The sequence below is a fragment of the Luteithermobacter gelatinilyticus genome (assembly GCF_005849285.1).
Taxonomy (GTDB): Bacteria; Pseudomonadota; Alphaproteobacteria; order Sphingomonadales; family Emcibacteraceae; genus Luteithermobacter; species Luteithermobacter gelatinilyticus.
The window spans coordinates 1,431,119-1,446,954 of the sequence record NZ_CP040517.1; the positions used below are offsets into that span (position 1 = coordinate 1,431,119).

15 protein-coding genes and 2 tRNA genes are annotated in these 15,836 nt (G+C 52.7%); 9 read left to right on the forward strand and 8 right to left on the reverse strand.

Going from position 1 to position 15,836, the window contains the following annotated elements:
• Positions 1–9: 9 nt before the first annotated feature.
• Together FE788_RS06415 and FE788_RS06420 are read right to left on the reverse strand one after the other, a co-directional pair.
• Positions 10–1,008 (reverse strand): cysteine synthase A, encoded by a 999-nt coding sequence (locus FE788_RS06415; RefSeq protein ID WP_138379857.1) that lies wholly within the window; start codon positions 1,006–1,008, stop codon positions 10–12.
• A gap of 124 nt (positions 1,009–1,132) precedes the next feature.
• Positions 1,133–1,474 (reverse strand): hypothetical protein, encoded by a 342-nt coding sequence (locus tag FE788_RS06420; RefSeq protein ID WP_138379858.1) that lies wholly within the window; start codon positions 1,472–1,474, stop codon positions 1,133–1,135.
• 192 nt (positions 1,475–1,666) lie between these two features.
• On the opposite strand from FE788_RS06420, the gene queF reads away from it, so the two are divergent.
• On the forward strand, positions 1,667–2,131 hold the full coding sequence (gene queF, locus FE788_RS06425; protein ID WP_138379859.1) for a preQ(1) synthase: 465 nt from the start codon (positions 1,667–1,669) through the stop codon (positions 2,129–2,131).
• An 85-nt stretch (positions 2,132–2,216) separates the two neighbouring features.
• Here queF and queE read toward each other — a convergent pair whose 3' ends face one another.
• Positions 2,217–2,891 (reverse strand): 7-carboxy-7-deazaguanine synthase, encoded by a 675-nt coding sequence (queE, locus tag FE788_RS06430; RefSeq protein WP_138379860.1) that lies wholly within the window; start codon positions 2,889–2,891, stop codon positions 2,217–2,219.
• The gene (gene queC / locus FE788_RS06435; protein ID WP_138379861.1) at positions 2,888–3,595 is read right to left on the reverse strand and encodes a 7-cyano-7-deazaguanine synthase QueC; all 708 of its coding nucleotides are present in this window, start codon (positions 3,593–3,595) and stop codon (positions 2,888–2,890) included. Before queC ends, queE begins: the two co-directional genes overlap by 4 nt.
• Positions 3,596–3,802: 207 nt before the next feature.
• On the opposite strand from queC, the gene FE788_RS06440 reads away from it, so the two are divergent.
• Positions 3,803–4,438 carry a DUF2889 domain-containing protein gene (locus FE788_RS06440; RefSeq protein ID WP_138379862.1) on the forward strand — a complete coding sequence of 212 codons (636 nt, stop codon included), beginning with the start codon at positions 3,803–3,805 and terminating at the stop codon, positions 4,436–4,438.
• Positions 4,439–4,495: 57 nt separating this feature from the next.
• Here FE788_RS06440 and FE788_RS06445 read toward each other — a convergent pair.
• Positions 4,496–4,571, reverse strand: a tRNA-Asn gene (locus FE788_RS06445).
• A gap of 529 nt (positions 4,572–5,100) precedes the next feature.
• Between FE788_RS06445 and FE788_RS06450 the strand changes: the two genes are divergently transcribed.
• On the forward strand, positions 5,101–5,562 hold the full coding sequence (locus tag FE788_RS06450) for a hypothetical protein (RefSeq protein WP_138379863.1): 462 nt from the start codon (positions 5,101–5,103) through the stop codon (positions 5,560–5,562).
• A 144-nt stretch (positions 5,563–5,706) separates the two neighbouring features.
• On the opposite strand, the gene FE788_RS06455 is transcribed toward FE788_RS06450, so the two are convergent.
• Positions 5,707–5,780 (reverse strand) — tRNA-Cys (locus tag FE788_RS06455).
• 338 nt (positions 5,781–6,118) lie between these two features.
• Between FE788_RS06455 and FE788_RS06460 the strand changes: the two genes are divergently transcribed.
• The 6 genes from FE788_RS06460 to FE788_RS06480 all read left to right on the forward strand — a co-directional run bounded on the left by FE788_RS06460 (position 6,119) and on the right by FE788_RS06480 (position 13,866).
• The gene (locus FE788_RS06460; protein ID WP_138379864.1) at positions 6,119–6,772 is read left to right on the forward strand and encodes a protein-L-isoaspartate O-methyltransferase family protein; all 654 of its coding nucleotides are present in this window, start codon (positions 6,119–6,121) and stop codon (positions 6,770–6,772) included.
• A gap of 159 nt (positions 6,773–6,931) precedes the next feature.
• On the forward strand, positions 6,932–8,296 hold the full coding sequence (locus tag FE788_RS06465; protein WP_138379865.1) for a TolC family outer membrane protein: 1,365 nt from the start codon (positions 6,932–6,934) through the stop codon (positions 8,294–8,296).
• 355 nt (positions 8,297–8,651) lie between these two features.
• Positions 8,652–9,236 carry a DUF2497 domain-containing protein gene (locus tag FE788_RS06470; protein WP_210414176.1) on the forward strand — a complete coding sequence of 195 codons (585 nt, stop codon included), beginning with the start codon at positions 8,652–8,654 and terminating at the stop codon, positions 9,234–9,236.
• Positions 9,237–9,437: 201 nt separating this feature from the next.
• Positions 9,438–12,095: a valine--tRNA ligase gene (locus tag FE788_RS06475; protein ID WP_138379866.1), complete on the forward strand. Its 2,658-nt coding sequence runs from the start codon at positions 9,438–9,440 to the stop codon at positions 12,093–12,095.
• 37 nt (positions 12,096–12,132) lie between these two features.
• Positions 12,133–12,345 (forward strand): hypothetical protein, encoded by a 213-nt coding sequence (locus FE788_RS14200; protein ID WP_210414177.1) that lies wholly within the window; start codon positions 12,133–12,135, stop codon positions 12,343–12,345.
• A gap of 18 nt (positions 12,346–12,363) precedes the next feature.
• Positions 12,364–13,866 (forward strand): AMP-binding protein, encoded by a 1,503-nt coding sequence (locus tag FE788_RS06480; RefSeq protein ID WP_168190304.1) that lies wholly within the window; start codon positions 12,364–12,366, stop codon positions 13,864–13,866.
• Positions 13,867–13,872: 6 nt separating this feature from the next.
• Here FE788_RS06480 and FE788_RS06485 read toward each other — a convergent pair whose 3' ends face one another.
• Together FE788_RS06485 and FE788_RS06490 are read right to left on the reverse strand one after the other, a co-directional pair.
• On the reverse strand, positions 13,873–15,168 hold the full coding sequence (locus tag FE788_RS06485) for an aminotransferase (protein WP_138379868.1): 1,296 nt from the start codon (positions 15,166–15,168) through the stop codon (positions 13,873–13,875).
• A gap of 116 nt (positions 15,169–15,284) precedes the next feature.
• Positions 15,285–15,836 carry a GNAT family N-acetyltransferase gene (locus FE788_RS06490; protein ID WP_138379869.1) on the reverse strand — a complete coding sequence of 184 codons (552 nt, stop codon included), beginning with the start codon at positions 15,834–15,836 and terminating at the stop codon, positions 15,285–15,287.

Sequence of the window (15,836 nt, forward strand, 5' to 3'; positions counted from 1 at the left end):
GACTTCACTCTAGAGCCAGTCCGGGTAGGGCAGTCCCTGTTCCTTGAGGAAGTCAGGGTTAAAGAGTTTGCTCTGGTACCTTGTACCATAATCGCATAGGACTGTCACAATGGTGTGTCCCGGTCCCATTTCCTTTGCCAGACGGATGGCACCCGCCACGTTGATGCCGGAGGAGCCGCCAAGGCACAACCCTTCATATTTCAGAAGGTCAAACACAACCTCAAGCGCTTCGGCATCTGGAATCTGATAGGCGTCATCCACCTCTACTCCTTCCAGATTGGCGGTGATGCGCCCCTGACCGATGCCTTCGGTTATGGAAGTGCCTTCGGCTTTCAGTTCGCCGTATTTATAATAATGATACAACGCCGCGCCCATCGGGTCAGCCAGGACGATTTTGACATTCTTGTTGCGTTCTTTCAGCGCCATCGACACCCCGCCCAATGTGCCGCCACTGCCAACTGCACAGGTGAAAGCATCCACGGTGCCCTCTGTCTGCTCCCAGATTTCCGGGCCAGTGCCCAGATAATGGGCCTTACGGTTGGCTACATTATCGAACTGATTGGCCCAAATCGCGCCATTGGGGGAGGTGGCGGCAATTTCCTCGGCCAGACGGCCGGAATATTTGACGTAGTTGTTCGGATCCTTGTAGGGCACCGCCGGGACCAGTCTGAGATCACAGCCACATAATCTGAGCATATCCTTTTTTTCCTGTGACTGGGTTTCCGGCATGACGATAACGGTTTTATATCCCAGGGCATTTCCCACCAGACCAAGGCCGATGCCGGTATTGCCGGCTGTACCTTCCACAATGGTGCCGCCCGGCTTTAAAAGACCTTTTTCTTCCGCATCCCGTATAATATACAAGGCGGCGCGATCCTTGACGGATCCACCCGGGTTAAGGAACTCTGCTTTGCCCAGAATGGTACACCCGGTTTCTTCAGAGGCTTTTTTGAGCTTGATCAGTGGCGTGTTTCCGATGGCTTCCACTAAACCGTCACATATCTTCATCTTGATGACCCCGTTTTCTGCGCTTGAATAATTCCCTATAGATAGGATGCTCTATGCCGGGTCGCAAGCCTGTCGTCAATTGTCCTCAAAAAAACACTGAAGGCAGGAAAGGGCAGATGGAGCCCTAAGAGGCAAGTTGCAGGCCGCTTTCTGCCGAGGGAGAGCGGCCCAATATGGTTTCTGAACGCACATCACAGACCGCAACAAGCGCTTGCAGCTTTTGTTCCAGAATAAGGCGGCCCTCGGCGCTGAGGTTTTGGATGTGGACCTGGATGACCAGTTTGCTTTTCAGGCGGTTTTGCGCTGAAAATTTGCTGCATCTCACCAGATCAGGGACCAGATGCTGCCGTTCAAATACGGAAAGGATCCGGGGCAGGGTGCCGGCTTCAGGCTCCGCTGTTACCTGAAAATGAGTCGTTTCGCAAAAAGAGGGGGTCCCGCAACGGGAGGTATTGGACAAAGACATGCTCTGTTTTCCTTAATACGATGATGTTTCTTTCGCAGAGAGTTGGTCCATAAGGGACCGGCCCGGCCTTACGCGAAGACCGGGAACATAATTCGAAAGAGACACATTCGTATTAAGTAAAACCGTTTCATGGCTTTGATCTTTAGAAAATATGGAGTAAGAAGTCAACAATGTTGATGAAGAGGTAAGCCGATGAGTAAGGAAATTTATAAAGGTTTGTCCCAGTTGGGCGGAACGGCGAAACTGCCTGAAAGCCCCGAACAGGCGGTGCTGGAAAAGGTTCCCAACCCGCGGCCGGACTCCCGATATTTTGTACGTTTTACCTGTCCCGAATTCACTTCTCTATGTCCGGTCACCGGACAGCCTGACTTTGCCCATCTGGTCATTGATTATGTGCCGGACGGGTTTCTCGTCGAGAGCAAGTCGCTGAAGCTCTATCTGCATTCTTTCCGTAACCATGCCGCTTTTCATGAAGACTGCACAGTTGGAATTGGGGAGAGGCTGGTGGAAGAATTAAAACCACACTGGCTGAGGATTGGCGGATACTGGTATCCGCGTGGCGGTATTCCCATTGATGTCTTTTTTCAGACCGGCACGCCACCCCAAGGGGTCTGGATTCCGGACCAAGGGGTTCCCGCTTATCGGGGCAGGGGATAACACCTGACATGATTGCCAGGCCCCAGCGCTGTGCTTTGCTCTGAAAACGCGGTTCTTACCAAAAGTGTTCTCAGGAAATTTATTTTCAGGGAATTTGCAGGATCTTGTGGGTCTGTAGACTGAGCCGCCATTGGGGATGGCGCCGGCAGTAGTCCAGCGCCTTGCGGGTATTGTCCTGTCTGAATTTTTCGGTGTCCTGCCCGTTTGCGTCGGGGCCAAATCCGTCCATGGGTTGTAGAAAAAAATGCTTAAAGGCCAGATCAGCCACATCTTCCGGGCGAATGTTTTCCTGTGGATAAACCAGCTTCAGCTCATGTCCCTGTTTCTGGACAAGGTTAGTGAGGGATTTGGGGCTGACGCAGATCCAGTCCACTGTTTTCGGAACGGGCAGGCTACCGTTGGTTTCGACGGCTACTTCAAACCCTGCGTCGTGAAAGGCCTCGATCAGAGGCTCGTCCAGCTGTAGCAGGGGTTCGCCGCCGGTGCAGACAAGATATGGGCGTCCCCGATCCTGTGTGTTTTCCTGCCATAGCCTTGCGGCGGCGCGGGCCAGTTCCTGTGGTGAGGCAAATTTGCCGCCGCCGGGGCCATCGGTGCCCACAAAATCCGTATCACAAAAGCGGCATGTGGCGTTTTCACGGTCCTTTTCCAGCCCGGACCAGAAATTGCAGCCGCTGAACCGGCAGAAGATGGCGGCCCGGCCGGTGCGTGCCCCTTCACCCTGAAGGGTATAAAAGAGTTCCTTTACACTATAGGTCATGATGTCATGGCATCCTGGTAGGGAATGGGGTCCCTGGCGTTTGCTTCGGCAAATCCCTTGAGGCGCAGCAGGCAGGCGTCACATTGGCCGCAGGCCGCGCCGTCTTTTGCCGGATCATAACAGCTGGTGGTTAAACTGTAATCCACCCCCAAAGACAGCCCCGTGCGGATAATTTCCGCCTTGGACATGTGAATCAGCGGGGTGTGGATGTTCAATTTCCGGTGGTCTTGGGTGCCGGCCTTGGTGGCCAGATTGGCCATTTTTTCAAAAGCGGCAATAAATTCAGGGCGACAATCCGGATACCCGCTGTAGTCCAGTGCGTTCACGCCGATAAAAATGTCGTTGGCGCCAAGGACTTCGGCATAGGCAAGGGCAAAGGACAGGAAAATGGTGTTGCGGGCCGGGACATAGGTGACCGGCACATCTTCGCTCATATCCTCATGGCTGCGTCCCTTGGGCACAGGGATATCGTCCGTCAGGGCGGATCCCCCGAAAATCCCCAGATCAATTTCGGCAACCACGTGATGGCTGATTTGCATGCTTTGCGCGACTCGCCGGGCGGCTTCTAGTTCAATGGTGTGACGTTGCCCATAACGGAAGCTCAACCCGTATACCGCGAATCCCTGATCCCGGGCAATGGCGACACAGGTGGTGGAATCGAGTCCGCCGCTTAATAAAACTATGGCTTTTTTGATTGCCGTCATTTATTTGTCTTCTCCAGTTGCAAGTGCCCTCACATAACGCAAAAGCGCTGAAAGGGCCATATGCATTATCATAAGTTTACGGTATTGGCGGCATGAAGTACATTGCATGAAGCATTTGCGTGTCTTCTGCCATGAAGAAATCCTCAGGAACGCAAGTTTTGTGAGGGTTTCGTAACCCCCGTGAGCATCCTAGTCAAGGAGTGACATATGCCTCTGTCTGAGCCTGCTGCTCGTAAACGACTTCACACCCGCACCATTATTTGTGATGGATATGAACGCGAAGATGGCCTTTGGGATATCGAAGGTCATATGACGGATGTCAAGAGTTATCCCTTTGAAAACCGTTGGCGCGGACCCATCCAGCCCGGCGACCCCATTCATGACATGTCCATTCGTATGACCGTGGATGATGATCTGGTGATCCGGGATATTGAAGCGGTGACCGATCACAGCCCCTTTGAAATGTGCCCGCATATTACCGCCGCTTACAAAAAACTGGTCGGGGTCAGGATCGGCCCCGGTTGGCGCCGGGAAATCAAAACACGGGTCGGGGGTGTTGAGGGATGTACGCATCTGACAGAACTGTTTACGCCGCTGGCAACCGTCGCCATTCAGACAGTGATGACGGCCCTGATGAAACGCCGGGAACAGCAGAAGAAAGAGCTTGGAAAGGATCTTGCGGATTCCCGCAAGAAGAAACGTCCGCCCGTCCTCAATACCTGCCATGCTTGGGCCAGTGATTCCCCGGTGGTCAGGGAACATGCCCCGGATTTTTATACCGGGCCGGATTTGCCTAAATTGGATTTGCCTAAATCGGATCTGTCTGGGAACAAGGCCGGATAGGCTCTCAAAAAGCGAAAATGAAAAAGGGTTCGGTCTGAATAACCGAACCCTTCGAATTGGCTCCCCGAGCAGGACTCGAACCTGCGACCCATAGATTAACAGTCTACTGCTCTACCAACTGAGCTATCGGGGATCAGAAAATTCTGTCCCGGCGGTGTGCGCCGCCAACGCGCACCTTATACAAAGAGAAAAAACATCTGCCAATAAAAAAATTCAAAAAATTGCAAAAATTATTTCGCTGATATCCGCACAGGGAATTTGCCTGAAATCGTGTTAAACAATCACGTATACTCCCAAAGGGATTCGCCCCACTGGGCGCGCTGTTGTCTGCCTCATTCCGGGTGATTCCTGGATTGTGGCACAAATGAGACATTTTGCTCGCTGGTCTTCCGTGGGCAGGGAAAAAAAACAGACGGACTTAAGCATCTGTAAATGTTGCAAATTGAAACCGCCGATAACTGTATATCAACCTATCTTCGGATAAGGGCGTTGACAGGTTTGTCAGCCACTGGATAGCATTTAGGCACTGTTAAGGTTAATGAAGGTTATTTGGCAAAAAACTTTAACATTTCGGGCAAAATCATCGTGTTCAGAGTGACGATTTTAAGCTTGGAGTGAGAACTGTTACGCTGAGCGCGAAAAGAATATGGTGGGTTATATTTATGGATTTATCACCGGTGAATTCCAGCCACGTTCATATTGAATGGCTGGAAGAAAAGATTGGCATTGTGCGGGTGTATGACCGACCTGTCAATGCGCTGCAAATGGCTCAGGGAGTCCCTTATATCTTTTTCACTGTAGTGCAAGTTGATTCCGATAAAAGGGCGTTGTTCAAAGGGGCTCTCAAATTTCCGTTACGGGCATTGAAGCTGATCATTAATTACGCCCGTGCTCACACGGACTGGAAAATGATCTGGTGGGAAAGGCCCTCGGCGGGATACAATGTGTATCTGGATCTGCAGGCGGATGAGGGCGGCAAATACCGGATCATTAAAAGCCATTATAAAAATAAGCTGGATAAAAATAATCTGAACCCTGAACAGCAGATCAGGACATATGATCCCGACGATAGGGCAAATGAGTCCGAAACAGGGGACTTTCATCAGCTGGCTCTGGCGGAATAACGGGTCGCAGCAAACAACGGCTCTCGTCAGATACAAAAAATCTGGTGGGAATACTCATGGGACAGTGTTTCCCGAGCCCTGAACAATGCGCCAAATGGCACACCCTGAATAATCGAATAACCTATTGATATTAAGAGAAAGTTATGGAGGTGCGGACCGGATTCGAACCGGTGTACACGGATTTGCAATCCGCTGCGTAGCCTCTCCGCCACCGCACCTTAGCCTTCCTTGCAAAAAAGGAAGAGTTCCTGATTCCGGGAGAACATTTCGTATTTATTTTTGTATCTACAATAAGGAGATCATTCCCTTACGAAAGAGCCCTCCGAAATGGCGTTGCATCTTTTTACACCCTCATTTCTTTTTTTCAAGTCTTAATGTTGTCATCTGACGTTCGTAATTTTTCAGCCCGGCGAGAGTTGAAAAGCGTAAAGATGGAAAAGAGCAAAGGCGTTTTGTCGTTAAGTTCCCTCCTTTGATCGAGACAATGTTGTCAAGCCGACCCGGACCCTATATATATGCAGCAACATTTTCGGGATAACATTTAGGACATTGTTCGATGACACACTCAGTCCAGGCCAGAACCAACATGATCGAAGGGCAATTGCGCCCTAATCAGATCACCGACCAGAAAGTCATAGATGCCATTGCTTCCGTTAACCGTGAAAAATTTGTGCCCCGTTCGCTGGCAGGGGTGGCGTATCTGGATGAAGACATTCCAGTCGGGGAAGGCCGGTATTTGATGGAACCAATGGTTTTTGCCCGTCTTGTTGAGGCGGCGCATGTAAGACCGACTGACCTCGTTCTGGATATTGCTTGTGGCACGGGGTATTCCTCTGCCGTTTTGGGGCGTCTTGCAGAGGCCGTTGTCGCCCTTGAAGAAAATGAAAAGCTTGCGGCACAGGCCACTGAACTACTTTCAGAGGAAGCTTGTGATAATGTGGCGGTGGTGAATGGCCCTCTCAAAGAAGGGCTTGCGGCACAGGGGCCTTTTGATGTGATTTTTATCAACGGCATGGTGGATGAAGTTCCGCAAAATATTCTGGAACAGCTCACGGATGATGGCCGGGTTATTTGTGTCTTGAATGAAAATGGCGTCGGAAAAGCCTGCATTCTAACGTATAAGGAAAAAATTCCGGGCAAGCGGGTGTTGTTTGACGCCGCGGTTCCAAAGCTGGAAGCCTTTGCCAAGGATCCGGGATTTGTATTCTGAAGCGGAAGGGGCAGGGATGTTTTTCTTGCCGAAACCTTTTGTCAATAAAACTGGTGTATGACCAGTGCATTGGTTTTGAATGAGTTGATTTGAGTGGATCGTTATTGATCTGGATATAAATTGGCGGGGCGGAAAATCGTCCTGTTTCGGGGATGTAAAATGAAAAAAACGTTATGCGGCATTTCCGTCTGTCTTCTGGCAACAGCCAGCCTGACGTCTTTGGCATATTCAGAGTCCTTGAAGGAAATTCTGGAAACCGCCTATGTCAGTAACCCGACGCTGAAAGCGCAACAGGCGGCAGTGCGTGCAACGGATGAAAATATTGCACAGGCAAGATCCGGATGGCTGCCGTCAATCACCGCCAACGGTTCGGTGAGTTATCAGGACACCACAAGTGAAAGCCAAATTTTCCGTAGTGGCACCCTGTATCCCAAAAGCGCCAGTATCACCCTGCAGCAGCCCCTTTTCACCGGTTTTCAGACCGTGAACAATACCAAACAGGCCCGCAAGCAGGTGGAAGCCGCCCGCTCGCAGCTTACTGAGACGGAACAGCAGGTTCTTTTGGAAGCGGTGACGGCCTATATGGATGTCAAACGGGACGAAGCCGTTCTGGCTCTGACCAAGAATAACGTTTTGGTGCTTCAGCGTCAGCTCGAAGCCAGTGAAGACCGCTTTCGGGTCGGGGAAATCACCCGGACGGACGTGGCCCAGTCCCGGGCGCGTTTATCCCGGGCTATAACCGAGAAGTTTCAGGCAGAAGCGGCGCTTACGGCCAGCCGGGCGGCCTTTGCCCGGATTGTCGGCATGTCTCCGGCAACTCTTGACGAAGTGAGCGCCCTGCCATCCCTGCCGGCCTCGGAAGAAGCGGCGCTGGAGATTGCTCTGCGCAACAATCCAATACTGGCGGCAGCAAAATTTACCGAAGAGGCTGCCCGCTACAATGTAAAAAGTCAGTTCGGAGGCCTAAGTCCTCGGCTCGACCTGGAGGCCAGTTACAGTAAATCATGGGATTCCAGCACTATTGTCACCTCCTCTTCAACGGCGGAAGTGGTCGCGCGCATGACAGTGCCGCTGTATCAGAGCGGGGCCCAGTCTTCCAGGATTCGCCAGGCCAAGCAGATTGAAAACCAGCGGCGCCTGGAGGTTGTCGCTGCGGAACGCCAGATTCAGGAGACGGTTCAGAATGCCTGGGAAGGGTATCGGGAAGCAACCGCACGAATTCAGTCCACGGCGGATCAGGTCGAAGCCAATGAAATTGCATTGGACGGGGTGCGTCAGGAAGCGGAAGTCGGCTCCCGGACAACCTTGGATGTTCTGGATGCCGAACAGGAACTTCTGGATTCCCGGGTGCAGCATGTTCGTGCCATGAGGGACCAGGTCGTTGCCGCCTACACATTGTTACGGGCCATTGGAAAACTGACGGCCCGCGACCTTGAACTGGAGGTGCCGTATTACGATTCCCGAAAACACACAGAACGCGTGGATGGCAAGATTTATGGATGGGGCGTTGACGACGAAGAGTAATCCTGTCGTTTCAGAATATGCCGATCCGCAAAAAGAGGCTTTGAAAAACACTTTCCGCCAGTCATGAATTTGACCGGGAAGTGTTTTTTGTTTAAAGACAAGGAGGAATTGTGATCAAAAGGTCAGCATTCTGTCGGTTTCCATTCTGCAAAATGCGGACCTGCATTGCGTTTATAGGGGTGCGCCTTTAAGTTTGCACCATGATCTAAAAACCTTGATAATGGCTCATAATTCAATAAAGGTGTACAGTTAAGCGAGAACTGCATTACATTGGATCATAAGGGGATCATTTCGACAGCGAGGAGCCGGGCAAGCTCCACTGACCTGACGAATATCATCGAGCGAGACATAAAGCATGAGCGAAACGGACGGCCAAGAAGAACCAAGTATGGAGGAGATCCTCGCCTCGATTCGCCGGATCATTTCCGAAGATGAAGAGGAAAGGGAGGAAAAGAAGCCTGTAGAGGAGGCCTCATCTGCCCCTGAACCGGAACCCGAGCCGGACCCTGAACCGGAACCGGAACCCGAACCCGAGCCCGAAGAAGAAATTCTTGAGCTGACGGATATGGTTGAGGAGGAAGGGGAGGATATCGAACTGGAAATCGACGATGAACCAGAACCCGAGCCGGACCCCGAGCCTGAACCGGAACCGGAACCTGAGCCTGCTCTGGCGGGAATGGACATAGATGACGTTGATCCGGCCGAAGGCAAGGATATTTTGATGTCCGAAGGGCCTTCTGCTGAGGCCATGGGGCAATTTCAACGGCTTTCAGCTCTGTTGACCTCAGGATATGAAGGCTCCGGTAATACGCTGGAAGACCTGGTGCGTGAATTGCTCAAGCCAATGCTGAAAAGCTGGTTGGATGAAAATCTGCCGCCCATTGTGGAGCGCATGGTCGCCAAGGAAATCGCTCGTCTGGCCCGGACCAAAAAACCGTAAGTTTTGGGACATAATTCCGGATAAAATTCTGGACAAGATTCTGGATAAAATTCTGGGCAAAACGCTGGATTTTTCACGGATGGGCGTCTATCTTGGCGCAAAATGAAACAGGAAGGGCCGCCGGGCTCTTCTCTTTTTTTGACTTATGCCTTTTGGGGCGCATTCTGGCCCCTGGACAGGACGCAAAAGAAAGAGTTTTAGATGCTGGAAAAAACTTTTGATTTTTCAACGGCGGAAAAAAGAATTTACGATGCCTGGGAAAAAAGCGGGGCATTCAAAGGCGGGCAGCGCCCCGAGGCGGAACCTTTCACCATTGTCCTGCCGCCGCCCAATGTGACGGGCAGTCTGCATATCGGCCATGCGCTTAATCATACGCTTCAGGATATTCTGATCCGCTTTGAACGATTGCGCGGCAAGGATGTTTTATGGCAACCTGGTATGGATCATGCGGGGATTGCCACCCAGATGGTGGTGGAACGGCAACTGGATGAAGAAGGAATTTCCCGTCGTGACCTGGGGCGGGAAAAATTTATCGAACGGGTGTGGCAGTGGAAGGAACAATCCGGCGGCATGATCTTTAACCAGATGCGTCGCTTGGGACAGTCCTGTGATTGGAGCCGTCAGCGCTTTACCATGGATGAAGGGTTCCATGAGGCTGTACTTAAGGTATTTGTGGAACTGTATAATGCCGGCCTGATTTACAAGGACAAACGCCTTGTTAACTGGGATCCCAAACTGAAAACCGCCATTTCTGATCTGGAAGTGGAACAGCGGGAAGTCAATGGCCATTACTGGCACTTCAAATATCCGGTTGACGGGGAGGAAGGCCGTTATGTTGTTGTGGCCACCACTCGGCCCGAAACCATGCTGGGCGATGTGGCCGTGGCGGTCCATCCCGACGATGAACGGTATCAGGACCTGATCGGCAAGACCCTGACCCTGCCTCTGGTGGGGCGCAAGCTGATTGTGGTGGCGGACGAACACGCCGATCCGGAAAAAGGCTCCGGGGCGGTGAAGATTACTCCGGCCCACGATTTTGACGACCATATGGTGGGCAAACGCCACAATCTGGAAAACATCAATATTTTTGATGACGAGGCGCGGACCAATGACAATGTACCGGAAAAATACCGGGGGCTGGACCGCTATGAGGCCCGCAAACGCGTCGTGGCGGACATGGAGGCGTTGGGGCTTCTGGAAAAAGTGGAAGACACGGTTCACATGGTTCCCTATGGAGACCGTTCCGGCGTGGTCATTGAGCCCTGGCTCACGGATCAGTGGTATGTGAACGCGGCGGAACTGGCTAGGGAAGCCATTGCCGCCGTTGAAGACGGCCGTACCAAATTTGTGCCCAAGCAATGGGAAAAAACCTATTTTGAATGGATGCGCAACATTGAACCCTGGTGTATTTCCCGGCAGCTGTGGTGGGGCCACCAGATTCCGGCCTGGTATGGGCCGGACGGCGAAACCTTTGTCGCCATGAGCGAAGAAGAAGCCCGCAAGGCTGCCCATGATCATTATGGGCGGGATGTGGAGCTTGTTCGTGATCCGGATGTGCTGGATACCTGGTTTTCCTCAGCGCTCTGGCCGTTCGGCACGCTGGGCTGGCCCGATGAAAATGATCCCTTCCTCAAACGTCATTACAAGACCGATGTGCTAGTGACCGGATTTGACATTATCTTTTTCTGGGTCGCGCGCATGATGATGGATGGCCTGCATTTCATGAAAGACGTGCCGTTCCATACCGTCTATGTCCATGCCCTAGTGCGGGACGAATTTGGCGCCAAGATGTCCAAAAGCAAGGGCAATGTGATTGACCCGCTGGAACTTGCGGACAAATACGGCGCGGATGCGTTGCGGTTTACCCTCGCCGCCATGGAGGCCCAGGGCCGGGACATCAAAATGTCCGAAAAACGGGTCGAAGGGTATCGTAATTTCGGTACCAAGCTATGGAATGCGGCGCGGTTCTGTGAAATGAATGACTGTTTCGGGCTGGGCGCTTTTGATCCGGCCTCGGCCAAACTGGCGGTCAATAAATGGATCATCGGCGAAGTGATGAAAACGGTGGACAAGGTCACCAGTTCGCTGGAAGCATTCCGCTATAACGAGGCGGCGGGTGCCATTTACCATTTCACCTGGGGCACCTTCTGTGATTGGTATATCGAGTTGATCAAACCTCTGTTCCAGGGGGATGATGAAGCGGCCGCCAAAGAATGCCGTCAGACGGCCGCCTGGGTCATTGATCGGATTCTGGTGTTGTTGCATCCGTTTATGCCGTTCATTACCGAAGAATTGTGGCAGGCGCTCAGTGATCAGCGCGAGACACCGCTCATTCTGGCCCAGTGGCCGCATAAGGATGACCACCTCATTGATGCGGAGGCCGGAGCGGAAATGAACTGGGCCATTTCGCTGATTTCGGAAATTCGCACGGCACGGGCGGAAATGAATGTGCCGGCAGGAGCAAAAATTCAGATGTTGTTGAGCGGGGCTGATGCGCGTTCAAAGACAGCGCTGGAAAATCATCGGGAGGTGATCATGCGTCTGGCGCGCCTGGAAAGCATTGCACTACATGAGGGGGAAGCTCCGAAAGGCGCTATTCAGGTGGTGCTTGGCGAAGTGAGTGTTTTCCTGCCGGTGGCTGATGTTATTGATATTTCGGAAGAGAAAAAACGGCTCGAAAAAAATCTGGCTAAGCTGGAAAAGGAGATGGCCGGTTTGCGCGGACGGCTCGGCAATGAAGCTTTTCTCGCCAAGGCCCCGGAAAAGGTGGTTATGGAAAGCCGGCAGGCGTTGGCCGAAGGGGAAGAGAAAATCGCCAAGACCAAAGCCGCTCTCAAGCGTCTGGACGCCATGGAGTAAGTGGTATGGATGTCACAGCATAAAGGACGTTTGTCCGATGAAAAAGCCGGGGACAGCTCCGGCTTTTTTATATGGTCTTGGACAAGTTTATATGGCCTTGGACAAGGAAAAATTGGCATCACCAGAGAAAAACGAGGCAAGCAGAAGTGTTTGGCCCTGTCGTAAAATGGGGACAAAACCGGGAGTGCTGAGGTCTGAATTTTATTGTCCGATTGTAGGAGGCGGAAAAATCTTTTATTATATCTATTAGATATAAATGGAGGCGATAATGGATCCTAAATTGTATTATTGTGGGACGGAGCTGCCGGTGTCCCGGTTGCATTATCATGCGGCACAGGTGGCGACGGGCCTGCATGATGCCGGGCTTGTGGCTGGTGATCGTATCGCCATTATGATGCGTAATGATGCCCCGTATCTGGAAGCAATGTTCGGGTCTTCTTTCCTTGGGGTGTATGCCGCCTCCCTCAACTGGCATTTAAAAGGTGAGGAGGTTGCCGCTATCGTGCGGGATTGCGGGGCGAAGATGCTGGTTGTTCATGCGGACCTGTACCGCCGTGTGAAGGCGTCTTTGCCACCGGAAATTCGCATATTATGCGCCGAAACGCCCGCCGCAATTTGCGCGCAGTATCGTCTTTCTGAAGAGGAAAGCCGCATCCCGGAAGGGCTGGAAAACTGGCATGACTGGCGTGACAGTTTTGATCCCTGGGCCGGAGACCCTGCGGGAATATGGAAGAGCCTGATTTACACGTCCGGAACTACGGGAACGCCCAAGGGAGTCTTGCGCTATATCGACGATCCGGCCCGGGCGGAGCAATTGCTTCGAGAGCTGGCAGCTGCCTTTGGCCTCGAACCCGGCAAGAAGGTGGTCATGTGTGGGCCTCTATATCACAGCGCAACTAACGGCTATACCAGTTGTGCGCTCAAACTTGGCAATGATGTGGTGTTAATGGAGCGTTTCGATGCAGAGGAACTCTTACAGGTCATTGAGCGCTACAAAATCACTCATCTGCATATGGTGCCGACCATGTTTGTGCGTCTTCTGCAATTGCCACAGGCGGTCAGGGATAAATATGACCTGAGTTCCCTGGAGCATGTCACCCATGGGGCGGCGCCCTGTCCGCTTGATGTCAAGCGCCAGATGATTGACTGGTGGGGACCGGTGATCAACGAATATTACGGGGCAACGGAATGTGGCCTGATGGCGACCATCAGCAGCGCCGAATGGCTGGACCGGCCGGGATCGGTCGGCCGCGCCCGCCCCGGCACTGAAATCCGCATTTATGACGAGACCGGCGCTTTGTTGCCAGCCGGGGAAATCGGCGATATTTATGTGAAAAATATCGCTTCCGATACCTTCACCTATTATCAAAAAGACGACCTGAAAACCACCATCAGCCGCGACGGGTTTGTCACCAATGGCGATATGGGGTATCTGGACGAGGCGGGGTATCTTTACATCTGTGACCGGCGCAAGGACATGATCATTTCCGGCGGCGTGAATATCTTTCCGGTGGAAATCGAAGATGTGCTGTCCCGCCATCCCCTGGTTCGTGACTGCGCCGTGTTTGGCATTCCCCACCCGGAATATGGCGAAGAAATTGTCGCGGCCATTGAAAGCGACGGGGAAATTCCATTGTCAGAGTTACAAAACCTGGTGCGGGAACATCTTGCGGATTACAAAGTGCCCCGTCAGTTTCGCTTTTATGACCATCTGGCGCGTGAAGACAGCGGTAAGATTTTCAAACGCAAAATCCGGGAGGATTTTCTCTAAGCTATCCTATCCGAGCACCGCGTCCAGGCTTTTCTCCAGCTTGTGCAGAAGTTCGTCAATTTCCGCTTCACTGATGATCAAGGGAGGGCAGATGGCGATCACATCGCCCAGATTGCGCAGGATCAGCCCGTTTTTCAGGCACTCAGAAATCACTTTCGGCCCTGATTTCTCCACCTTAAGTTCCAGCGCAGCAATCAGCCCCACGCCGCGCACATCGCCCACCAGTTCGTGAGACCGGAATTTTTCCAGTTTGTTCTGCAGGTAGCGACCGGTCCGGGCGGCCCGGGCAAAAATATCGTCGCGCTCGTAAATTTCCAGCACCTTCAGCGCCACGGCGGCGCAGACCGGATGTGCGGAATAGGTAAAGCCGTGACCAAACACGCCCACCTCATCGCAGGCGTCGATCATGGCCTGATACATTTCCTCAGGGAAGGCGACGGCGCTGAGCGGCAGATAGGCACTAGTCAGCGCCTTGGCAAAACTCATGGTTGTGGGGGTGATGTTGAAAGTATCCGCGCCAAACGCCTGGCCTGTGCGCCCAAACCCGCAGATGACCTCGTCATCAATCAGGAAAATGTCATATTTTTTCAGCAGCGCCTGCAGCTTTGTAAAATAACCTTGCGGCGGCAGGATTACCCCGCCCGCGCCCATGATCGGTTCGGCGATCATGGCGGCAATGGTGTCGGGGCCTTCCCGTAGAATGAGTTCTTCAAGATTGTGCATCAGCCGGTCGGTGAAGCCCGCCTCGCTTTCACCCGGTTCGCCAAAGCGGTAATAATGCGGGCAGTCGGTATGCAGAAAGCCCTCTAGCGGCAGGTCAAACAGCGCATGATTGACGGGAATACCCGTGAGGCTTCCGGCGGCCAGCGTCACGCCGTGATAGGCGAGGCGGCGGCTGATGATTTTTTTCTTTTCCGGTTTGCCGATGGCGTTGAAATAATACCGCATCAGCTTGACCTGGGTATCGTTGGCATCGGAACCAGAGGAGCCAAAAAACAGCCGCGCCTCGGGGACCGGCAGCATTTCGCGCAGTTTTTCGCCGAGCTTTATGCCCGCCTCATGGCTTTTGCCGGAAAACATATGGGCAAAACCCAGCTCTCGGATGGTCTCAGCGGCCACCTCGGCTACTTCCTCATTGCCGTATCCCAGCGCCGTGCACCACAGCCCGGCCATGCCTTCGAGATATTGTTTGCCCTTGTCGTCCCATTGATAGACGCCCTGGCCGCGGACCATCACCTGCGGGCCTTGTTCTTCGATTTGTCGGAAATTGGTGGTTGGCGGAATGAGCGGATAAGACGACATGCAACATCCTCTTGTTAATGTGGTTTTGCTGGATCATATCATATCGCTACGCCCTGCCTAGGGGGAGAAGTTTTGGCGTCAGGTTCAGGGCGGCGGGTCAGGAAGTTTTTGGAAATTTAAAGTTTCGCCACCTCACTTTCCAGAATAGCCCATCTTTCATGGTCGCGCCATTGGCCATTGATGTGCAGATATTCCGGCGAGAAGCCTTCCTTGCGGAAGCCCAGGCTTTTGACCAGGGCAATGGAACGGCTGTTGCCCGGCTGGATGTTGGCTTCGATCCGGTGCAGGCCGGCTTTGTTGACCGCAAATTTGAGCACCAGTTTCAACCCTTCGCGCATATATCCCTTGCCGGCGACCTGCGCCGCCCCGTAATAGCCGAGACTGGCGGAGCGCACGGCCCCCATCAGGATATTATTGAGATTGATTACCCCCACCAGCTCATTGGTGTCATTGCTGAACAGGAAAAAACCCAAAACCCGGCCCTCCCGAATCCGCTCCAGATAATCTTCATAATGACGCGACGTTTCGGTATGAATAATCCAAGGGTAATGATAGGTTGCGTTTTTCCGGATAAAATCCAGATAGACATTTTTCAATGCCGGGGAGGGGGCGAGAAGATGCACCAGCGCGCCCTTGTCAAGGGGGCGGATCGGCAGGATTCTGATCAT